Raw genomic sequence first — 21,931 nt, forward strand, 5'->3', positions numbered from 1 at the left:
CACATAAAAATGTCAAAAGCTCAGGTGCTCAAAGATCTGTTCGAAAGCGGCAAACTGAATGTAACGCCTTGTTGCTGGGATGCCCTCTCCGCTCGCCTGATCGAGCAAGCCGGTTTCCCCCTCGCCTTCATGAGTGGGTTTGGTGTTTCCGCGGCTCGTCTCGGACAACCGGATGCGGGCCTCATCTCCTATGCAGAAATGGTTGATCAGGCCCGTAACATTGCCGGTGCGACCGACATTCCTGTGATTGGGGATGGTGATACGGGTTATGGAAACGCTCTCAACGTCAAACGCACAGTCAAGGGCTATGCCAATGCCGGTATGGCCTGTGTGATGATTGAAGATCAGTTGGCGCCCAAACGCTGCGGTCACACGAAAGGCAAACACGTGGTGGATCGTGAGGAAGCCTTCATGCGCATTCGTGCCGCTGTCGATGCGAAGAACGAAGGTGCAGATATCCTGGTGCTTGCCCGCACAGATGCCCGCGCTGAGCATGGCCTGGATGAAGCCATAGAGCGCGCCAAAAACTTCCGCGAAATCGGTGCTGACATGACCTTTGTGGAAGCGCCGCGGACCGTTGAAGAAATGAAACGCTACTGTGACGAAGTTGAAGGACCTAAAATGGCAAACATGCTGGAGGGCGGACTAACACCATTCCTTCAACCAGCTGAGCTTCAGGAGCTTGGTTTCGCCATTTCAACCTATCCCTTCACCGGCCTGATGGGTATGATCAAAGCGCAGCAGGAGGCCTTGGATAAGATGAAACAAGGCATCTTCACTGACCCTGCCATGACCTTTGAAGACCTGCAAAAGGCTGTCGGCTTCGATGTTTATTATGAGGCAGAAGAGCGATATCGGCATTGAGTTGTATTGCGCTATTCTATGCCAAATCTTAAATTAACACCCTGCGCATTGCATAAGACGAGCTTATAGTGGCTCGAATGGCCTACTACTTTAGGGAGATTTCTTAACCAAATAAAGCTTCTAGCAAAGTCTAGAATTATTCAAATAATTCATGGCATTAATACAAGTCACACAACAAATACATACAACAAGATCTGACAGATTTATTAATCTGCATTTTTTCTTACTAATTGCACCATCAATTCTATCGGGTTCTTTACTCAGTTCAATGGTGGTTCGCAAAATGTCAGAGAGTGTTCGAATATTCATCGGTTATGATTCCAATGAAACGATTGCCTATCATGTGCTTGTTCAAAGCATAATTGAGAACTCATCCCTTCCACTTTCCATCACGCCCATTGCTCTGAATAACGTACGCAGTATCTTCAAGCGTGAGAAGCATCCTCTTCAATCCACCGAGTTCTCATTCAGCCGCTTTCTGGCGCCGTATTTGTCCAATTATGAAGGCTGGTCGATCTTTATGGATTGCGACATGATCGTGCGAAAAGATATCGCAGAGCTTTGGAATATGCGTGATGACGACTACGCAGTGATGTGTTGCAAGCATGATTACACGCCAGTGAGTGACACGAAGTTCCTCAATAACGTCCAGTCCAAATATGAGAAGAAGAACTGGTCGAGCGTTATGATGTTCAATAATGCCAAGTGCAAAGCACTCACACCAGAATATGTAAACACGCGTTCCGGGCTTGAACTGCACCAGTTCAAATGGCTTGGAGATGACAAGCAGATAGGCTCTCTGCCGCTGATCTGGAACCATCTGGTCGAGGATTATCCATACAACCCAGAGGCTGCCCTTGTTCACTACACCTATGGCGGCCCTTATTTCGAAGAGTATCTGGACTGCGATTACGCGGAGGACTGGCAGCAATACAAACGCAGTACTCTTCATGCAACACAGCGAGCCAAAGCAGAGCCTGAGCTGGCATAGGCTGGCGGCTCTCTGACATTCTAAAACGTCCCTGCGGGTGATCAATGCTTGCAGGGACGTATCGATATCTTTTGCGAACTGTCATAGGGGGAGAATGCGAGAGCTCTGCTGCTCCTACTCAGGCACCTTCTCTCCATCCCGCAGTGTCAGTACTTCAAAGCCGTCGCTTGTCACCAATACGGTGTGTTCCCATTGGGCTGATGGTTTGCGGTCGAGAGTTTCTACTGTCCAGCCGTCTTCTTTGGTAACGGTGAGGTCTGTACCTGCATTGACCATGGGCTCGATGGTGAAGGTCATGCCCTCTTTCAGCACAACGCCAGTGCCTCGTTTGCCAAAGTGCATCACGGAAGGGCCTTCGTGCATGTCGCGGCCAATGCCATGGCCGCAGTAATCACGCACGATTGAGTAGCCGGCCTTTTCTGCCAGTTGTTGGATAGCAGCACCCACATCGCCCAGTTTTGCGCCGGGACGGACTTCTTTGATGCCGGCCCACATGGCCTTGTAAGTGGTCTTGACCAGTTTTTGTGTTTTACGGGAAGCGCCTGGCATCACAAAGGTGGTGCTGGAATCTGCAATGAAGCCATCCTTCTCCAATGTAATATCTACATTGATGATATCTGAGGTTGTCAGCTTGCGGTTTTGATCAGGTATGCCGTGGCAAACAACTTCGTTGATGGAGGAGTTGAGTGCGAACTTATAGCCGTATTGGCCTTTGCTGGCTGGGCGGGCTTGCAGTTGGTTGACGATGTAATCTTCTACCCGATCATTGATCTCAAGTGTAGAGACACCGGGCTTCACAACGTCTTCCAGCATTTTGAAGACTTGCGCGAGAAGTTTGCCGGACTGGCGCATCAGGGCGATTTCATCGGCGTTTTTGATGATGATCGCGCTCATGTCTCGATCACCTCTGGGGGAGCGACCTTGCAAGCTTTGAGCTGTTGTTGAACCAGTTCTGTGTAGCTCAGTGTTGGGTTCAACTCTGCCAGCATGCCCATTTTGATCCAGAATTCTGCTTGCGCGTTGATGGAGCGAGACATGACCGTGCTCGCTTTTCTGATTTCCTCATGCAGGTCATCAGAGATTTTTACAATGCCCATGGAAATGGCCCTTTATATGATTGATATACATATCGTATACGAATCGCATAAAGGCAAGAGGTGAGTTGCAGTGGGTGCAGCAGATCAGAAAGATCGTTTGCTCTATTCCTTCAGGTCGTAGGTGAAGGGGTGAAGACGGTAGTTTTGTTGATACTGGCGTTTATGATCGTTGAGCGTGTTTAAAAAGGTCCTCCAATCCAGATCAGGCTCTCCGGTCATGTCGCTCAGCCTGGTAAAGCTCTCGAACACGCTGTTGTGGTACTCTTCCAGATTGGCAGGGTTCTTTTGCAGGACACAGCCACCATTGGCGATTTCCCTGTTGATCTCATTGGCAGGTGGTAGATCCAATTCTCCGCTTAAGATCTTAGCGCAATAAATGCTTTGCAGATGAATGTTGGCGAAGTGGACAGTGAACCGCGGCAGACCGAGGAAAATAAGGGTCGGGTCTGGTGGGTAAAATATGTTCAGATACAGCGGTCCCATGGAGCACCCGCTCAGTTCAATGTCATCCAGAGAGCCTTTCAGGAAGGGGAAGTTGTAGATGTATCCCGTACACAGGATGATATCGTCCACGTTGTGCAGGACTTCCCCGTTTTGCAGGTAGACTTTACGTCCTTCAATGCGCTCTGGCCGTGCATGCTGGCTGATATTGAGCCCCTCCCCGTAAAGCCCGTCGCGCACATAGCATTTGTGACCGTTTGGTGGGAACGTACCGCAGATATACACCTGCTCGGCATGTGGGCTCAGGTCCAGCGAAATATCCTCTGAGGAAACGCAGGCTCCAATCAAAACAACGCGCTTGCCTTCATAAAGGTTCGGCAGGCGGTAAGACTGGGAATGAGTGACTGGTCCTTCAAAACTTTCCAGTCCTGCGATCTTGGGAATGTTGGGGTAGCTGTCCTTTCCGGTTGCGATAATCACATGCGTGAAGATCTTTTCGATGCCTTCAGTGCTCACACGCCAACCATCGCCTGCCTTGGCAACATGCTTGACCGGTGTGTTGAACTCGATGAGCGGCTGGATACCTGCTTCTCTGGCGGTGGCGTCGATGTAATCCAGCACATCTACGCGGCCCGGAAACAATTGTAAGTCTTCCGGCAGCTTGTAATCGCTGATTTGCATGGCGCGTTTGGGCAGGTTGGCCCAAAGCTTGGGGTACATTGCAGAATAGACGCTTTGGCTTTGCGGATCGCGCACATCAACGGGTTCGTCTGTGAGAACCTCATAGGCCCACTGTCCACCCAGACAGTTGCGTGCTTCAAATATAGTTGGAATTATGCCGCGACGCTTGAGCTCAATCGCAGCAGTGAGCCCGGTTGGGCCAGCCCCGATAATGGCGATGTTAGGAGCCATGAAACCCTCAGCCTTATTATGGTTGCAGCTACTATGGGCCTTGCGGGTTAATTGCCGGTTCGTGCGTTTGTTAGGATGCGAGATGAGTGCGCGGCCCTAAAATGCAAAAGGGAGAGCTGGTGCCCTCCCTTTTTTCGTTGATCTCAGATCCGGTGTGGTCACATGGCTCCAACGAGCCACAAAGAGAACCACGGGAACGCGATCAGCAGCGCGAGGCGTACAAGGTCGGAAACCCAGAATGGGAACACACCCTTGAAGATCGTGGAAAGTTTGACATCCTGCAGGACGTTGCGCAGCACGAAAACATTGAGCCCGACCGGTGGCGAGATCAGACTTATCTCGGTAACCACCACCACAATGACTGCAAACCAGATAAGCACGGCTTCCGGATCGTTCAGTACTTCTGTGCCAAAGTCCAACTCCAGAATGAGCGGATAGAACACCGGTACGGTCAGCAGGATCATGGAGAGGCTCTCCAGCACACAGCCAAGTACGATGTAGATGAGCACGATGCCGAGGATCACCATGTAGGCGTTGACTTCAAGCTCCAGCACCCATTCTGCCAATGTGTCCGGCAGGCCAGCAAAGTTCACGAAGTTGGAAAACACTTCTGCGCCAATGATGATCATGAAGATCATTGCTGTGGTGCGGGCACTCTCCAGCATGGCTTGGTAGAGATTTCGAATGGTCATGCCACCCATCAGCAACGCGATCAGGAATGCTGTTCCAGCGCCGATACCAGCCGCCTCGGTGGGGGTGAAGAGCCCGCCATAGATACCAACCATGATCACAGCAAACAGGCCGAGCACAGCAAAGACACCAAGCTTTTCTTTGCGGGTGAATGGTTCAACACCTTCAGCTTTGGGCGCAAGAGACGGGTTGATCAAAGTGGCGACATAGATGGCGCCGATGTAAAGCAGAAGCCCAAGAATACCCGGAATGACACCCGCGACGAACAATTTGCCAATGTCGGATTCCGTCAGTAGGCCGTAGATGATCATCACCACAGATGGCGGAATGAGGATACCAAGCGTACCGCCAGCGGCGATGGAACCAGAGGCCAGACTGTCCGCATAACCATATTTGCGCATGGATGGCATGGCCACTTTGGACATGGTGGCCGCTGTCGCCAGAGACGATCCGCAAACAGCTGAGAACCCGCCACAAGCCACAACTGATGCCATGGCAAGGCCTCCGCGCGCGCCGCCCAACAGGCGGTTTGCAGCAGCATAAAGGCCGTGGCTGACACCGGAGATAGTGAGCAGATTGCCCATGAGGATGAACAGCGGAACCACAGAAAGCGAGTAAGACAGGCTGGTTTCAAAACCCACGCTGCTGACAACAGACCATGTGGCAGACCAACCGCGCAGCCACGCAAAACCAGCCGCCCCGATAAAGATCATAGCGAAGGCGATTGGCACGCGCAGGAAAATGAGGACGAGCAGAGCTGCAAAGCCGACAAGGGATTCGAACATGACTTTAAAAACCTCTGCGGAATGCTTTTTTGAAGAATACGAATGTGTAACCGGCGCTCAGCAGTGCAGAGACAGCAGCGATCCAGGCAAGGGGTGCCAATGGGATGTCCAAAGCATTGGTGACGGCTCCATCTTCCATGAGGCGTTCTGCGTGTGCAGCCAGCCGCCAGGAGAGGATCAGGAGCGTGACAGTGGAAACAGACCAGGCAATGCCCTTCATCAGAGACTGCATGACCGGAGGAACCATGCCGTAGATCATGTCCACTTCAACATGTTCTTTACGAGAGGTTGTCAGCGGCAAAGCTGTAAAAACCAGAGCGCCAAGCATCAGCTGGGTGATCTCAAAAGCACCGCGAACAGGAGCGTTGAACCAGTAACGGCCAACAACATCAACGACTGTAAGGCCAGTCAGACCCGCGAGGAGTAACGCGCAACATATTCCAAGGCCAAGCTCAATGAGGTTGGCGAGGGAGCGCACCCGCGATGCGCCCCCTGAAGAGTTGTTAGACCCGATCACTTTTCTACGCCTGTAGATTTACGGAATTTTTTGAGAGCAGCAGTGCCGTCAAAGCCATCTTCTGCAACAGCCTTTGCCCATTCGGTCTCGTAGGCAGCAGCTTTTTCCTTGATGGCCGCAACCATTTCAGGAGAGGCATCATAAATTTCGATGCCAGCTTTGTTGATACGCTCGATTGCTTTTTCATCCGCACCATTCCATGCCTTGCCAACACGCTCAGCAAAAGCATCGCCGGAGATTGCCATGATGGCAGCCTGATCTTCAGCAGAAATACCGTCCCACTTGCCTTCGTTCATGACGAGGAACCATGTGGTGTTGTAGATACCACCTGGAACGCGCATGGAGTATTTGACGTGGTCCAGCAGTTTGAACGCGGTCAACGCTTCATAAGTGAAAGTCACACCGTCGATGATGCCGCGAGACAGGGTCTCATAGACTTCGCCGGATGGCATGAACAGCGGAGATGCGCCAAGATCGCTTGCCAGATCAGCAATGTAACCACCCGGTACACGAATCTTCAGGCCTTCGATGTCAGCTGGTGTGTTCAGCTTGCGCACGTTGTTATGGAATACGCCCGGGCCATGAACGAAGAGACCAAGAACCTTGGTGCCTTTGTGCTCAGCCTGTGCATTCAGATCGTTTGCGTAAACATCCCAAAATGCTTTGGAACCGGAAACAGCGTCATCTCCAAGGAAGGAGAACTGGCCGATGCGGGAGCGCTGGAAACGGTTGTCCTTGGTGAAGGAATGCAGACCATATGTGATGTCGACAACACCATCCGCAGCCATGTCAAAGTGCGCAGGTGGAGCGCCAGCAGATTTCGCCAGAACGCGCACAGAAACGCGGCCATCGGTAACCTTCTTAACTTCCTTTGCCCAGGGCTTGATTGCATTGACCACAATCGGGTGGCGTGGTGGCAGCCAGCTGGAAAGAACCAGCTTGGTTTCTGCGTAAGCAGCGGTTGCAAATGCAGTTGGCGCCAGCATGGCAGCTGTTGCCATGCCAAGCAGCGTGCGGCGGGCAACTTTCGTCTTCAAGAATTCCATGGCTCCCTCCCTAAAGATACCAATAAAATCATTTTGTTGGGTGAAGAACGGGAACCTCCCAGTCCCCATTCTTCAGGCAGTCCTAATCCTAGGCTTTGCCGAGTTCTTTTGCGTGCAGCCAGTCAGCGTGTTTTGGTGCTTTCTTGGTGCGGCTCCACTCTTCCAGCATGTCCCACTTCACAGCATCGAGACGCTTGAGCTTCTCTTCTTCAGCAGGATCCGGACATGCCAGCTCGACGCGGTGTCCGTTTGGATCGAAGAAGTAAATGGAGTGGAAGATGGAGTGATCTGTCACGCCCAGCACATCAATGCCGTTGCCTTCAAGGTGCTCTTTAAACTCGATCAGAGTTTCACGGTCCTTCACTTTGAAGGCAATGTGCTGCACCCAGATTGGTGTGTTCTCGTCGCGGCCCATTTCCGGCTTGGTTGGCAGTTCAAAGAATGCCAGCACGTTGCCGTTGCCTGCATCAAGGAACAGATGCATGTACGGATCAGGCTCGTGTGTGGAAGGAACCTTGTCCTCTGCAATGGCCAGTACGAAGTCCATGTTGAGGTTTTTGGTGTACCACTCAACGGTCTCTTTTGCGTCTTTACAACGGTAGGCAACGTGGTGAATTTGCTCAATTTTCATAAGACTCTAACCGAGGCGATTAAGCCTCGCCTCCTCCCTGTGTTTTGGCAGCCAGGTCCATTGCTTCACGAAGAACACTTGCATCCCCGATGTGGTTGGCAAGAATGAGAACCAGCTTGGCGTTGAGCGCTTCGCTTTCTTCTTCAGAACGTCCTTCATGCAGAACCAGAAGATCGTGATAAAACTCGTCCGGTTTGGCGATGTTTGCTTTTGTATTCAGATGGCTCATTGTGCGGCCTCCTGCTCAAAAATGCCGATAGCGCGGTTCAGGGCCTGTGCGACGTTGGCACCGTCATAGGTCTCCCAACGGGCAGCAACGTGCTGGTCCGGGCGCATCAGATAAACAGCGGAAGACTTGTCTCCCAGATAACGATCTTTGATCTCATCGGTCGCGTTTACACGCAGTGCAGAGATGGTCACTCCGCCAACATCGACAGTGTCCGGCACATCTGTGTTGATTGCCAGCAACTGAAATTTGTTGCCCATCTGATCCAGCAACCAGCCATTTGCGGTTGGTGCATCTGCTGCCGGAGAGCCCGGACGGGAGCGCACTGGCATGCCAGCACAATCATCACTGTTCAGAGAAGACCCGTCATAAGTGGCCGGAACGGACAGGCGACCGGAGTTGACCAGCGGGCGGGCAAACTCGGCAGCCTCGGAAAGGTCCAGCACAGCATTGCGGAACACACGGCTGATCGCAGATTTCGGCGTGATGAAGTCAGTGGAGCGCGAAGAGTTCAAAATGTTCTCTTCAGCAGCAAAAACACGCTCTTCATCGTATGTGTCCAGCAGGCTCATTGGTGCCGTACCGTCCATCACCAGCTTCAGCTTCCAGATCAGGTTGTCTGTGTCCTGCAGGCCGGAGTTCGCACCACGGGCACCAAACGGAGACACCTGATGAGCACTGTCACCAGCAAAGATCACTCGGCCTTTGCGGAACTGTTCCATGCGGCGGCATTGGAAGGTGTAGATGGAAACCCACTCAAGCTCGAAGTTCACATCCTCGCCCAGCATGGCTTTCAGGCGTGGAATGACGTTTTCCGGCTTCTTCTCTTCTTCCTTGTCGACATCCCAGCCAAGCTGGAGATCGATGCGCCACACATTGTCTGGCTGCTTGTGAAGAAGAGCGGACTGACCACGGTTGAAAGGCGGATCGAACCAGAACCAGCGCTCTGTCGGGAAGTTTGCTTCCATAACCACGTCAGCAATCAGGAAGTTGTCTTCAAAGATGCGGCCGACAAAATCCAGACCCATCATGGCACGGATTGGAGACGCAGCCCCATCACAGGCGATCACCCAGTCGGCTTCGACGGAATAGTTACCTTCCGGTGTTTCCAGCTCAACAGTTGCAAAGTCATTGCCCTGATCAACGGAGACAACCTTGTTGTTGCCGCGGATCTCGATAGGCTTGCTTTGGGCCTGAAGTTCTTTAACCCGGTCAACCAGATACTCTTCAAAGTAATACTGTTGCAGGTTGATGAAAGCCGGACGTTTGTGACCGTCTTCCGGCAACAGGTCAAACTGGTAGACCTGACGCTCGTCAAAGAACACCTTGCCCACGTTCCACTGAACGCCTTTGTCGACAAACTGGTCACCGCATCCGATGCGATCGAGGATTTCCAGCGGGCGCTTTGCATAACAAACCGCGCGAGAGCCCCAGCTCACCTTGTCGTTGTCATCAACAACAACAACTTCAATATCCTGCATAGCCAGTTCAATTGCTGCGGCCAGACCAATCGGGCCTGCTCCCACCACAACAACCTTATGGCGCACTGCCTTTTCCGCATCCTGATCCGGCGACCGGACATATGGATAAAGCGGAACTTCGAAAATCTTTTTCAAGTCAAAACCTCCCAGTTTCGTCTGAGAAACAGCTATTTAACGACGCTCCCTCAAGGTTGAGGGGAGTTGGACTGTGTTGTGGAGTTCTTTGAGAGATCAACGCATTTGCTATCAGAGACCATTGCTCGGAATGCTTCAATTTTGCGGGCTACTTCATAGTCCCCATTGTAGGAACATTCACCTGGTGATCGCATAATTATGACCACCACAATGACAACTGATGCCAATCCCCAGACCATTGAAATTCCGAGGTATTTGCGCAAATCTCGATGTCTCCTTCCAACTAAAAATAGACCGTAAAACTTGGCTAGCAATGCTGGATATAGGAAGATTGAACGACCAGAAGTCTTCCAATCTTCGTGTAGTTTCGACATGAGCAAAGAGTTCAGCAACATCCAAACGATTGTTGATACAACAACATTCACAAATGCTAGTATTGCCAATCCTTCACTCAAGCTCATCTTACTTTATCCTTGCAATGCTGCCCACATTTCGCGGTCGCGTTCGGCTGTCCAGATACGGGGTGTGTCAATGCCGCGAGCTTCGTCAAAAGCGCGTGCGACATTGAATGGCAGACAATGTTCGTAGATTGCGTAGTCAGCGAATTTCGGATCGCATTCTGCGCGCACTGCGTCCCATGCTTCTTTCAGCGTGCCGCCTCGTACTGCCACGCGGGCGGCTGGTTTATAGGTGCTCTCAACAAAGTCGCGCGTGTTCTCAATGGCTTTGTTGACCATGTCCTGACCCACAAGCGCATCACCGCGACCCGGTGCAATTGCGTCTGGATTGTAGGCTTTGATTGCGTCGAGCGTGTTGCCCCAGTCCTTGAAGTGACCGTCACCGCAGTAACAGGCAGAGTGGTACTCAACGATGTCACCAGTGAACATCACGCCTTCATCAGGAACCCATGCAACAATGTCGCCAGCGGTGTGGGCACGGCCCAGATGCATCAGCTCAACCTTACGGCTGCCCATGTTGATGGTCATGCGGTCTTTGAAGGTCATGGTTGGCCATGTGAGGCCGGGAATGGAGTCCGCTGCATCAAACAGGCGTGGGAAGCGTCCGAACTCGGAGTCCCAGTCTTCCTGTCCGCGCTCATAGATCATGCCCTCACACTTTTCAGAGGCAATGATTTCTGAAGCGCCGTAACCGGATGCTCCCAGCACGCGCACAGCGTGGTAGTGCGACAAGGTCACGTATTTGATCGGCTTGTCAGTCACTTCGCGGATTTTATCAACCACGAGCTGAGCCATGACAGGGGTCGCCTGCGCATCAACCACCATGACGCTGTCATCGCCAATGATGACGCCGGTGTTTGGATCACCTTCAGCGGTGAACGCGTACAGATCGCGTCCAACTTCGGTGAAGGAGATCTTTTTGGCTTCCATGTCGCCACTGGATGCAAATGCTTTAGCCATCGTCACTATCCTAATTATGCTTTGAAATCTGGAGCTGGCAGAATTTTGCCGGTACATTCGCCGAAGCCAATGCGGAAGCCATCGCCCTGCGCCCAGCCTGTCAGCGTCAGGGTGTCACCATCCTCGATGAACGTGCGGCTTTCACCACTGTCCAGAGTGATTGGCTCTTTGCCACCCCATGTGAGTTCCATCAGGGATCCAAACTCAGCCTTGTCAGCACCGGAAATGGTGCCGGAGCCGAGCAGGTCGCCCGTGTTCATTTTACAGCCGCCAATGGCATGGTGTGTCAGCTGCTGTGCCGCAGAGTAGTACATGCGGTTGTAGTTGGTGTGGCAGAGCAGTGTCGCTTTATCAGCGCCTTCCGGCTGCATGTAGGCCTGTAGCTCAATGTCGTAGATCATCGGACCCGGCTCATTGAGGTAAGGCAGAAGCTCTTTTTCGCGTTCCGGCGTGCTGGTGCGGAAGGCTTCCAAAGCAGCCTTCGTCACAACCCATGGGCTGATGGAGGTTGCGAATGCTTTTGCCTGGAATGGGCCAAGCGGCTGGTATTCCCAGCCCTGAATGTCACGGGCGGACCAGTCGTTGAGCAGCACGTAACCGAAGATCATGTCATCGGCTTCCTGCACGGTGATCGGCTGACCCATGGTGCTTGGCGTCCCAACAACAGCGCCCATTTCCAACTCGATGTCGAGGCGTGCGCAGGCTTTGAAAGAAGGCACCTGAGCCGTTGGTGCTTTGGTTTGACCCAGAGGGCGCTTGATATCTGTACCGGATACAATGACCGTTGAGGCGCGGCCATTGTATCCGATTGGGATATGCAACCAGTTTGGTGGTAGTGCATTCTCAGCGCCGCGAAGAATAGTGCCAATATTCATGGCATGCTGCTTGCCGGCGTAAAAGTCGGTGTATTCGGAAACTGCAAAAGGCAGGTACATCTGCGCCGCGCTCATAGGCACCAGCGCTTTTGCTTTCAGCGTATCGTTACCTGAAAGCGCGTCATTGTCGCCTTTTGCAAACAGGGAAGTCAGCTGTTCGCGAATGCTGTCCCAGGATGTTTTGCCAAGGCCCATGAAGTCATTCAGAGTTGTCTTATCGAAAACGGTAGTGGTGCCGCCCGCCTTGAGCAGGCCGGCAGATTCCAGCACAGCCATGTCAGCAACCATGTCACCGATCGCAACACCACACCGTGGCTCTTCTCCATTTTTGGCAAACACACCGTAGGGAAGATTCTGGATTGGGAAATGGCAGTGCGGTGCGTTCGCACTCTCGATCCAACTCGTCATAACACATCCTTGGCAATTGAAGATCACAGCAAAGTCCTCCCAGACTCAGGCAATCTGTAATTTATCTAATCTCAGAATAGTTTCACTTGTAACTTTGTCAATAACATTTTCCGCCAAAACAAATTCCCTAAGCGTAAGAAAGCGGGCTAAAATGCTGCAAAATGGCTAAAAATAGCTGATTATTCTACTTTTGGATATATATCAGAGGCGCTGATCAAGCTCTTGACATATAGTTGCAATTGATACTATCAGGATGATTGTGCAAGTATGAGTGCGCAATAGTTTCATTTTAAACCAACGAGACGTGATGATGGTGACTGCGAGCAACACGATGGACAAGGAAGACTTCCAGCTTGGGTCGTTCTTTCCCTATAAGGTCCGTGTTTTTGGCACAGCCGTTAGTACTGCTGTCTCAAGTGTTTATCGGGAGCGGTATGGCCTCAGCGTATCTGAGTGGCGCACCATGGCGATCCTGGGTCGCAATCAGGCGCTGTCCGCCTCTGAGATTGTTGAGCGCTCCAGTATGGACAAGGTGAATGTCAGTCGTGCCGTGCAGGCTCTCCGTAAAAAAGAGTTCCTGCGCCGCGACATTGACGGAGAAGACCGCCGCAAGTCCGTCCTGCGCCTGACCGAAAAAGGCCTTGCCGTTTTCAACGATGTCATTCCGTTGGTCCGGGATGTGGAAGCTGCGCTGACTGGGAACCTTTCCGCGGAAGAACAGGCGGTTCTGCTGTCTTTGATGGAAAAGGTTCAAAAAAACGCAGAGGGACTTATTGGGGAAATGAGTGCCGAGGCTGCCGACGGGACCTAAAGCGTATCCCCCTCAAAAGTTGGGAACCGACTCTCGGGGAAGGATAGGCGTAAAATCATGAATTGAGCTCTGGGAGGGGGCGCCAATACAATGAGCAACATAAAATTATATGATTACTGGCGTTCTTCTGCGAGCTACCGGGTCCGCATCGCACTGAACCTGAAAGGGCTCACCTACGATATGGTCACGGTCAATCTGCTCAAAGGCGAGCAAAAGGCCGATGAAAACCTGAGCCGCAACCCGCAAGGCTTTGTGCCATCGTTGGATCTGGACGGCGATATGCTGACCCAGTCGCTCGCCATCATCGAATATCTGGATGAGCTGCACCCATCCCCTGCCCTGTTGCCATCCACCGCCCGCGAACGGGCCCGCGTCCGTGCGCTGTCTCATGCAATCGCGATGGATATTCACCCGGTTTGTAATCTGGGTGTGGTTCAGCGCATCGTGGAGCTGGCTGGTGGAGACGATCAGGTCAAAATTGACTGGATGCGTGAGTTCATCGCCAAAGGCCTCGATGCTTTTGAGCAGATGCTGGCAGATGGACAGAGCGGTAAGTTCTGTCATGGGGATCAGGTGGGACTGGCTGATATCTGCCTTGTGCCGCAGGTTTACAATGCGGATCGCTGGGGCGTGGACCGCTCTCACCTCACCCGCATCAGTGCTATTTTCGAGCAAACAGAGCAGATTGAAGCCTTTCAAAAGGCTGCCCCAAAACAGGTTGCGTGAGGGAAAATATCCCTCAGTTTAATGAATGAGCTTCATTTTTAACGCGGTGTTGGAAAAATATTCCTGCGCCGCGTTTTCGCGTTTGAAGAGCATCATTCCAAAATACATCAATAGTTTGGCTCCGAGATTGTTAGAATACTTCCAAGCTTCCTAGGAGGAATGGGCGCAAGTTTCTCTCAGTGAAACTGCAATTTTAGCAATATTTCACTTCTAAACTATCTCCCTGCATGGATTTGTTGTCATGAAAATTCTTCTTTACTGAGTTTTGCCCCTTGCCAACAGAGATATATCAGAGATAATACTGATATATCACCGGTGGCTAATGGAATTTTTGGGAGAGGCCACCAACTGCGCGCCACCATGCATCATAAAATAATAAGCAGGTCCGGCGTGTATCAATTGAGGGGACTATCATGAAGACTTTGTTGATTGCCGCGCTTGCAGGCGTGTCGATGCTCGCCATCAATTCGGCTCAGGCTGTGGAACGTGGTGGCACGCTCACCTTCGCCCGCTATGATGATTCCAATCTGGTTGATCCAGTCTATGCAGACCGGAACCCGGATATCTGGATGGTCACAAACCTCTATGATACCCTGCTCCGCACCAAGGCAGATGGCAAAACCATCGTTCCAGGCCTTGCTTCCGGTTATGAGGTTTCCGCAGATGGTAAAACCATCTCCATCACCCTACGCGACGGCATCAAGTTTTCCGATGGCTCTGCAATTACACCAGTTGATGTAAAGTTCTCGCTGGAGCGCGCCACCAACCCTGATTTCGGTCCATGGTCCGGTCTTCTGGGCTCTGTTGAAAGTATCACTGAGACCGATAATGGCGTGACGCTCGCCATGAAGAACCCTGATCCGACCATCATCTCAATTCTGGCGACCTTCAACACCGCGATCGTGTCCAAGGCCGCGTTTGAGGCAGCGCCAGGTGCTAATGATCAGGAAAAAGCAACCGCTCTTTTCGCTCCGGGTACGCCTGTTTCCGGCCCGTTTACGCTGAAAGACCGTAGCCGCGGCAGCACCATGACATTTTCCGCCAACCCGCATTACTGGCGTCAGGGCGAAGACGGTAAACCACTGCCGTATCTGGATGAGGTCAGCTTCGTCGTGATTCCGGATGATGCAACCCGTATCCTGAAACTGCAGGCTGGTGAAGTGAACGGTGCTGAGTTTGTTCCATTCTCTCGCGTGGCTGAGCTGAAGGCAGACCCTGCGATCAACATGGAGCTGTATCCATCCACCCGCATCATTTACAGCCCGATCAATTCTCGTGAGACCCGTGCAGATGGCTCTCCAAATCCGATGGCAACCAAAGAAGCGCGTCAGGCGCTGAACTATGCCATCAATAAAGATGCGCTGGTTCAGTTGATCACGCATGGCACTGGCAAGTCCATGACATCCCCACTGATGGCATCGACAACCCAGCTGGCACATGACGGCGGTCCGCTTTACCCATATGATGTTGCCAAGGCGAAAGAACTGGCTGCTGCATCAGGTCTTGAAGGGGCAGAAATCACACTGACCACGCTTGCTGGCTCTTCTGATGATGCAACTCTGTTTGCTGCCATCCAGCAGATGTGGGGCGCCATTGGCGTCAACGTGCAAGTGGAGCAGGTTGATAACCCGACCCGCGGCGCGAAGAACCGTTCCGGCGAGTTCGACATTCACACCTATGGCTGGGTGAATGATGTGAATGATCCGGCACAGGTCGCAGGTTGGCTGGGTTATTACCCAACCCGTAAAGCTGTCGGGACTGGCTGGAACAACGCGGAGTTCAACTCCCTGTTTGAGGCCTCCAACACCGAGATCGATCCTGAAAAACGCAGTGAGCAGTACAAGCGCATGCAGGAAATCTATGCAGATGCGGCCCCGCTTCTGTTCCTCTATGAAACGCCATTTGCTGTTGCTCTGTCGGCCAACGTGAACGGTTATCTCCAGACACCGTTGGGGAACAATGAGTTCTCCTCGGCGTGGATTGCAAAATAACTCCTCCTCTGAGTGCACCCGGCCTGCATCTACAGGCAAGCCGGGTGTGAAGTAAACGGAGCGGGTGGTCTGATCAGAAAACGGCAGGACCAGACCGTCTGCCCTATGCAATCCGGAAAGCCGAAGCGTCAATCCCATTATCTGTCGCTTCGGCTCTCAATGCTCACGCCCTATTAGGACTCAGGAATGTCGTCACTTTCCTATCTGGTGTCACGGCTGCTGCAGATCATTCCGACCTTTCTTCTTGTGATGGTCGTTATCTTTCTGCTGGTACGTATGCTGCCAGGGGATCCGGCCATCGCCATGGCCGATGCCAAAGCCACCGAAGCTCAGCTGGAACTCATCCGCCAAAAACTCGGGTTAAATGAACCGCTGGTCATGCAGTTCTTCTATTTTGTAAAGAACACTTTGAGTGGAGATATGGGCACATCCATTCTTCTCAAAGCGCCAGTTCTGGAAGTCATCATTGAACGCATTCCAGTCACTGCGTTCCTCACCCTTTATGCCGTTTGTCTTTCCATTCTAATTGCAGGCCCATTGGCCTTTGTCGCCGCGCTGAACAAAAACCGTGGGCTCGACATTGCCATTCGCAGTGGTTTTCAGGTTGGCTTGTCGACCCCTGTGTTTTACATCGGCCTGCTGCTGCTCACCTTCCTTGCAGCGTCCCTGCGATTGTTTCCGGTTGGTGGTTACGGCACAACGTTTTTGCAGCATCTGCACCACTTGATGTTGCCCGCGCTGACGGTTGCTCTTTACACCTCTGCCATCATCATGCGGAACTTGCGATCTGCCGTGATTGAGGTGCTGGATGCAGACTATGTTCAGTTCGCCCGCTCCAAAGGGTTATCCCGAAGCGTTATTCTGGGCCGCCATGTCCTGCGCAATGCGCTCATTTCCACCGTTACATTGCTCGGCCTTTCCATCGGCAATCTGATGAGCGGAACGCTGGTGACGGAGACGGTGTTCGCGGTTCCCGGTCTTGGCCGGTTGATGCTGGAGGCGATCTTTGCCCGTGAGTATAAGCAGATACAGGGCCTCACCCTCACCTTCGCTGTTATGGTTTCTCTCGTGTTTCTGTTCACCGATATGGTGCAGGCATGGCTTGATCCGAGGTTACGCCTGTCATGACCCAGCTCGATACACTTCAAGCCACCACGCCGCAGAAGAAAAAGCTCCACCCACGGGTCAAAGCTCTGCTCCGCCCAGGGTTCTTGCTGGGCTTCTTCATCCTGTCCTCTTCCATCCTGCTGGCCGTATTCCCATGGGCGTTCGCACCGTATGATCCCAACGCCTTTGACTTCAATGCGATCCAGAAGTCACCAAGCTGGGCGCATCCGTTTGGCACGGACAATCTGGGGCGTGACACGCTTTCCCGCGTGATCTGGGCGTATCAGGTTGATATGCAAATCGCGTTTTTTGCCACCTTCTTTGCGATGGTGATTGGCGTTGTGGTCGGATCGCTGGTGGCCTATCACGGCGGCATTGCTGATGTGCTCTTTGGCCGTCTGGTGGATGTCACCATCACCTTCCCGTTTCTGGTGCTGGTCATTGCAGTTGTTGCAGTTCTAGGACCGGGGCTGACCAACATGTACGTGGCGGTGACGCTGGTGCAGTGGGTCTATTACGCCCGCCTCACCCGCGCTGAGATTATGACGCAGATGACCAGCGATTATGCCTCTGCCGGACGGGTGATGGGCTACTCCTCTGGCCGCATCATCTTCCGTCATTTGCTACCCAACGCCATGACGCCGCTGATCACCTATTGGATGACTGACATGGCTCTCGCCATCCTGCTTGGGTCCTCCCTAGGCTACCTCGGCCTTGGCGCGCAGCCACCGCAGGCAGAATGGGGTGTATTGATTGCAGAAGGCCGCAACTTTATCACCACCGCCTGGTGGATGAGCCTGATGCCAGGTGTCGCGATTGTTTTGACAGGGCTTGGGTTCTCTCTTGTTGGCGACAGCCTTGCCGATGTTCTCAGACCACGGGGGGCATCCTGATGACCAACCAAAACGAGAGCCTGCTACAGGTTCGAGACCTCACAACCACCTTTCACAGCAAGGGCCGCGCGTTGCGCGCTGTTGATGGCATCTCCTTTGACGTGCGCGCTGGCGAAGTGCTTGGTCTGGTGGGCGAAAGTGGCTCCGGTAAATCCATCAGTCTGCGCTCCATCATCGGCCTTGCCCGCGACTATGGCACAGTAGAAGGCAATGTTTACTGGAAGGGAGAGGACCTGCTCACTCGCACAGACAAGCAATTGCAATGCGTTCGTGGCAGTCAGATCTCCATGATCTTTCAGGAGCCGATGACCTCGCTCAACCCGCTGCTCACCGTGGGCTTACAGATTGAGGAGAACCTGAAAGCCCACACGGATTTGGATCGCCGTGCCCGCAAGGCCCGCGCCATCGAGCTGCTGGACACTGTTGGTATTCCCAGCGCCTCGTCCCGCCTCAAGGATTTCCCGCACCAGTTCTCCGGCGGCATGCGCCAACGGGTGATGATCGCCATCGCACTGGCATCCAATCCGGAGCTGTTGCTGGCGGATGAACCCACCACGGCACTGGACGTGACCATTCAGGATCAGATTCTGCAGCTGCTGTTGTCGCTGGCCAAAAACCTCAATATGGCGATTGTGCTGGTGACACATGATCTGGGAGTGGTCGCGCAAACCTGTGATCGCGTGGCGGTGATGTATGCTGGTCGCCTGGTAGAAACCGGTTCCGTTCGCGATGTGCTGAAACGACCTCAGCATCCTTACACGCTCGGTCTGCTGAAGTCGGTACCGGAGAACATTCCACCCCGCACACCACTCTACTCTGTTCCCGGTACACCACCGGCGCTGGATGCCCTGCCGAAAGGATGCGCCTTTGCACCGCGCTGCCACAAAGCGGAGGATGTGTGCCTTGGTAGTAAACCACTACTCTCCCAGTTGGGAGATGGAATTTCATCTGCCTGCCATTTCACAGCAGATATTCGTGAGGAGGTACTGGCATGACCTATGAAGCTCCTGTTCTGGAAGTTGAGGGCCTGCATTTACACTTTCCACTCAAAAGAACCCTCTTCGACGCAATTCAACGCAAAGAAAAACGCATCGTCAAAGCCCTCAATGGGGTGAGCCTTGAGGTAAAACGGGGTGAAACCCTTGGCATTGTTGGCGAATCCGGCTGCGGAAAGTCCACTTTAGCCCGTTGTCTTGCCCGTCTTTATGAGGTGGACAAAGGCACCATTCGTTATGACGGGCAAGAGGTTGCGGCCAAAGATGCGGGTGCATTGCGAGAGTATAACCGCAAGGTCCAGATGATGTTTCAGGACCCTTACTCCTCCCTCAATCCCCGCATGACAGTCCGGCAAGTGCTCGTGGAAGCTCTGCGTGTTCATAATATGCGGCCTCTTGAACAGATCAATGACCGCATTGCCGAGCTGCTTGATCTGGTGCGCCTGCCGCAAGATGCTGCGGATAAGTTGCCCCATGAGTTTTCTGGCGGGCAACGCCAACGCATTGCTATTGCACGGGCTTTGTCGGTTGAGCCGGAGGTGCTGGTTGCGGACGAACTGGTGTCGGCGCTGGATGTTTCGGTACAGGCACAGGTGGTGAACTTGCTGCTGGAACTGCAGGACAAACTGGATCTGACCATTCTGTTTGTAGCGCATGACCTCAGACTTGTCCGTCATGTCTCCCACAGAGTCGCGGTGATTTATTTGGGCACAATTGTTGAGATCGGCGATTCAGAACAGCTCTTCAACGCCCCAAAACACCCCTACTCAAAGGCTCTTCTGGCAGCAGCCCCTTCTCTTGATCCAGACAAACGCCATACTCGCCCGTCAATCTCTGGCGAACTGCCCAGCCCGCTCAACGTGCCAAAGGGCTGCGCGTTCCATGCAAGATGTCCCCATGCAACAACACAATGCCAAAGTGAAACTCCCCGATTGAGGGCATTAGACGAGCTCGGTAATGTGGCTTGTCATCATGCCGAAGCTCTTTTATCAGCATAAAACCCCATCACACGATCGAGCAAAAAATGTTGGAAAATCAGAAATTTGAAAGAACCACAGACCGCTTGAACCTCATACGAGACGAGCTGAAGCGCAACGGACTGGATGCGGTTATCATCCCGCGTTTTGACGAGCATCAGGGGGAATATTGCGCCCCGCATGATGAGCGTTTGGCATGGGCAACCGGCTTCACAGGATCCGCTGGCCTGGCAATTGTCACGGTAGATCAAGCGGTTATGTTTGTTGATGGCCGCTACACGGTTCAGGTGCGTAACCAATGCAGCAGTGAGTTCTTCTCCTACCAGCATATCTTTGATGAACCACTGGAAAACTGGATTTCTGCCAATATGAAGGCAGGCCAGCAAATTGGCGTCGATCCGATGCTTATCCCCTCCGCATGGTGGGATCGCTTCGCTGGTGGCGCAGACGAAGCAGGCGCTACACTGATCGCTACTCCTAGCAACATCATCGATGCAGTCTGGGCTGATCAACCAAACAAACCACTCTCACCCATCACACCGTACTCCCTTGAAAAGGCTGGGAAAACAAGTCTGGAGAAACGCGCTGAGATTGCAGCGCACATGAAGCACAAAGGCGCAAAGGTGCTGGTTGAAACCCAACCCGACAACATCGCCTGGCTTTTAAATGTCCGCGGTGACGACGTCGAGTTCAACCCCATCCCACACTCTTTCTTGCTCCTGAAAGATGATGGCTCCGCCAGCTGGTTCGTAGATTCTCGTAAGCTTTCCAACAGCTTAGATGAGTATGAACTGGAAAATGTAGAGACCGCAGACCCTATGAGCTTCATCGGTTCACTGGAAAAAATGACCGGAAAAGGAACACAGGTTCTGATCGACCCGATGTTCTCCCCCGTTGCAACCCGTCTTGCTGTTCAGGCTGCTGGTGGTGTTCCAGTCATGGAACAAGGCGCAATCACGCTCACCAAATCTAAGAAGAACGGGAGTGAACTCAAAGGGTTACGCGACTGTCATGTGCGTGACGGCATTGCATGGACCGAGTTTTCTGCGTGGTTGAAGCGGGAGGTTCCGCAAAGAGCCAAGGCAGGCGATCCGGTGCACGAGTTGGAAGCGGAAGAGCGCATTCTGACAGAACGCAAACGCCAGAAAGACTTTGTTTATCCAAGCTTTAGAAGCATTTCGGCTGCTGCTGGCAACGTTGCAATGTGTCATTATGCAGCCACGGATACCTCAAATACTGCGATCCTTCCTGAACACACATATCTGTTAGATTCCGGCGGCCAGTATCAGGATGGCACCACCGACGCAACGCGTACCTTTGCGTTCTCAGAAACATCTGAAGAGTTCAAAGCCGCCTACACCGCTGTTTTCAAAGGCTTTGTAGCGCTGGCCTCGCTGCGTTTTCCAAAAGGAACGCAAGGCCATCACATCGACGGGTTTGCCCGCAGACCGCTTTGGGATCTGGGGCTCGATTATGATCACGGTACCGGCCACGGTATCGGGCACTTCCTCTCCGTTCATGAACAACCACAACGCATCGGCAAGCCGTACAATCCGGTGGACCTTGTCGCTGGTATGGTGATGTCCATTGAACCGGGATATTACGTTGCAGATCAATACGGTATCCGGATTGAGAACCTTTTCGAGATCGTAGAGGAAAACGATGGTTTCCTCGTTTTCAAGAACCTCTCCTACATCCCCATTGAGCCACAGATGCTCAATATGGTTGATCTGACGCGAGCAGAAATCAAATGGCTTGGAGACTACAACGCTGATCTGAAACGGGTTCTTGGGCCGGAGCTGAGCCCTGATGCCTATGACTACCTGATAAGTTGCTGTGACTTGCCGGAGTAATCACAGTTGATGCGATAAGAAAAAGCCCCGCAAAGCCAGAAGCTCTGCGGGGCTAATTATT

Annotated in this window: 21 protein-coding genes; 10 read left to right on the forward strand and 11 right to left on the reverse strand. The window is 52.8% G+C overall.

Features of this window, described 5'->3' with window-relative positions:
• The first annotated feature begins 9 nt into the window (after nt 1-9).
• A complete protein-coding gene (locus tag PsAD13_RS26205) occupies nt 10-864 on the forward strand; it encodes an isocitrate lyase/PEP mutase family protein (RefSeq protein ID WP_063319969.1) in 855 nt (284 codons plus the stop codon).
• A gap of 283 nt (nt 865-1,147) precedes the next feature.
• Complete coding sequence (locus tag PsAD13_RS26210; protein WP_063320080.1) at nt 1,148-1,855, forward strand: glycosyltransferase; 708 nt, start codon at nt 1,148-1,150, stop codon at nt 1,853-1,855.
• Nucleotides 1,856-1,969: 114 nt separating this feature from the next.
• Here the strand turns inward: PsAD13_RS26210 and map are convergent, their stop codons facing one another.
• The 11 genes from map to fahA all read right to left on the reverse strand — a co-directional run bounded on the left by map (nt 1,970) and on the right by fahA (nt 12,517).
• On the reverse strand, nt 1,970-2,749 hold the full coding sequence (gene map, locus PsAD13_RS26215; RefSeq protein WP_063302922.1) for a type I methionyl aminopeptidase: 780 nt from the start codon (nt 2,747-2,749) through the stop codon (nt 1,970-1,972).
• Nucleotides 2,746-2,952, reverse strand: coding sequence for a ParD-like family protein (locus PsAD13_RS26220; protein ID WP_057461352.1), 207 nt, complete (start codon nt 2,950-2,952; stop codon nt 2,746-2,748). The genes map and PsAD13_RS26220 overlap by 4 nt, the downstream gene beginning before the upstream one ends.
• A gap of 102 nt (nt 2,953-3,054) precedes the next feature.
• Nucleotides 3,055-4,305, reverse strand: coding sequence for an NAD(P)-binding domain-containing protein (locus PsAD13_RS26225; RefSeq protein WP_063319970.1), 1,251 nt, complete (start codon nt 4,303-4,305; stop codon nt 3,055-3,057).
• Between the two features lie 158 nt (nt 4,306-4,463).
• The gene (locus PsAD13_RS26230; protein ID WP_063287583.1) at nt 4,464-5,780 is read right to left on the reverse strand and encodes a TRAP transporter large permease; all 1,317 of its coding nucleotides are present in this window, start codon (nt 5,778-5,780) and stop codon (nt 4,464-4,466) included.
• A 4-nt stretch (nt 5,781-5,784) separates the two neighbouring features.
• Nucleotides 5,785-6,258: a TRAP transporter small permease gene (locus PsAD13_RS26235; protein ID WP_057461350.1), complete on the reverse strand. Its 474-nt coding sequence runs from the start codon at nt 6,256-6,258 to the stop codon at nt 5,785-5,787.
• Between the two features lie 35 nt (nt 6,259-6,293).
• Entirely contained in the window at nt 6,294-7,343 is a 1,050-nt protein-coding gene (locus tag PsAD13_RS26240) for a TRAP transporter substrate-binding protein (RefSeq protein WP_063319971.1), read from the reverse strand.
• A gap of 88 nt (nt 7,344-7,431) precedes the next feature.
• The gene (locus tag PsAD13_RS26245) at nt 7,432-7,974 is read right to left on the reverse strand and encodes a VOC family protein (protein WP_057461348.1); all 543 of its coding nucleotides are present in this window, start codon (nt 7,972-7,974) and stop codon (nt 7,432-7,434) included.
• A 19-nt stretch (nt 7,975-7,993) separates the two neighbouring features.
• The gene (locus tag PsAD13_RS26250; protein WP_063319972.1) at nt 7,994-8,203 is read right to left on the reverse strand and encodes a DUF2783 domain-containing protein; all 210 of its coding nucleotides are present in this window, start codon (nt 8,201-8,203) and stop codon (nt 7,994-7,996) included.
• Nucleotides 8,200-9,816, reverse strand: a complete 1,617-nt coding sequence (locus tag PsAD13_RS26255; RefSeq protein ID WP_063319973.1) for an FAD-dependent oxidoreductase — start codon at nt 9,814-9,816, stop codon at nt 8,200-8,202. The genes PsAD13_RS26250 and PsAD13_RS26255 overlap by 4 nt, the downstream gene beginning before the upstream one ends.
• Nucleotides 9,817-10,283: 467 nt before the next feature.
• Complete coding sequence (locus PsAD13_RS26265; protein ID WP_063319975.1) at nt 10,284-11,234, reverse strand: MBL fold metallo-hydrolase; 951 nt, start codon at nt 11,232-11,234, stop codon at nt 10,284-10,286.
• 14 nt (nt 11,235-11,248) lie between these two features.
• Nucleotides 11,249-12,517 (reverse strand): fumarylacetoacetase, encoded by a 1,269-nt coding sequence (fahA, locus tag PsAD13_RS26270; RefSeq protein WP_063319976.1) that lies wholly within the window; start codon nt 12,515-12,517, stop codon nt 11,249-11,251.
• A 271-nt stretch (nt 12,518-12,788) separates the two neighbouring features.
• Between fahA and PsAD13_RS26275 the strand changes: the two genes are divergently transcribed.
• The 8 genes from PsAD13_RS26275 to PsAD13_RS26310 all read left to right on the forward strand — a co-directional run bounded on the left by PsAD13_RS26275 (nt 12,789) and on the right by PsAD13_RS26310 (nt 21,870).
• Nucleotides 12,789-13,328: a MarR family transcriptional regulator gene (locus tag PsAD13_RS26275; protein WP_208986956.1), complete on the forward strand. Its 540-nt coding sequence runs from the start codon at nt 12,789-12,791 to the stop codon at nt 13,326-13,328.
• A 90-nt stretch (nt 13,329-13,418) separates the two neighbouring features.
• Nucleotides 13,419-14,054: a maleylacetoacetate isomerase gene (gene maiA / locus PsAD13_RS26280; RefSeq protein ID WP_063319978.1), complete on the forward strand. Its 636-nt coding sequence runs from the start codon at nt 13,419-13,421 to the stop codon at nt 14,052-14,054.
• A gap of 413 nt (nt 14,055-14,467) precedes the next feature.
• Nucleotides 14,468-16,045, forward strand: a complete 1,578-nt coding sequence (locus tag PsAD13_RS26285) for an ABC transporter substrate-binding protein (RefSeq protein WP_063319979.1) — start codon at nt 14,468-14,470, stop codon at nt 16,043-16,045.
• 186 nt (nt 16,046-16,231) lie between these two features.
• Nucleotides 16,232-17,173 carry an ABC transporter permease gene (locus tag PsAD13_RS26290; RefSeq protein ID WP_063319980.1) on the forward strand — a complete coding sequence of 314 codons (942 nt, stop codon included), beginning with the start codon at nt 16,232-16,234 and terminating at the stop codon, nt 17,171-17,173.
• Complete coding sequence (locus tag PsAD13_RS26295; RefSeq protein WP_063293433.1) at nt 17,170-18,045, forward strand: ABC transporter permease; 876 nt, start codon at nt 17,170-17,172, stop codon at nt 18,043-18,045. The genes PsAD13_RS26290 and PsAD13_RS26295 overlap by 4 nt, the downstream gene beginning before the upstream one ends.
• On the forward strand, nt 18,045-19,040 hold the full coding sequence (locus tag PsAD13_RS26300) for an ABC transporter ATP-binding protein (RefSeq protein WP_063319981.1): 996 nt from the start codon (nt 18,045-18,047) through the stop codon (nt 19,038-19,040). Before PsAD13_RS26295 ends, PsAD13_RS26300 begins: the two co-directional genes overlap by 1 nt.
• Nucleotides 19,037-20,038 carry an oligopeptide/dipeptide ABC transporter ATP-binding protein gene (locus tag PsAD13_RS26305; RefSeq protein ID WP_063319982.1) on the forward strand — a complete coding sequence of 334 codons (1,002 nt, stop codon included), beginning with the start codon at nt 19,037-19,039 and terminating at the stop codon, nt 20,036-20,038. The genes PsAD13_RS26300 and PsAD13_RS26305 overlap by 4 nt, the downstream gene beginning before the upstream one ends.
• A gap of 26 nt (nt 20,039-20,064) precedes the next feature.
• Entirely contained in the window at nt 20,065-21,870 is a 1,806-nt protein-coding gene (locus PsAD13_RS26310; protein ID WP_063319983.1) for a M24B family metallopeptidase, read from the forward strand.
• Nucleotides 21,871-21,931: the final 61 nt, after the last annotated feature.

The sequence above is a fragment of the Pseudovibrio sp. Ad13 genome (assembly GCF_001623225.1).
GTDB lineage: Bacteria > Pseudomonadota > Alphaproteobacteria > Rhizobiales > Stappiaceae > Pseudovibrio.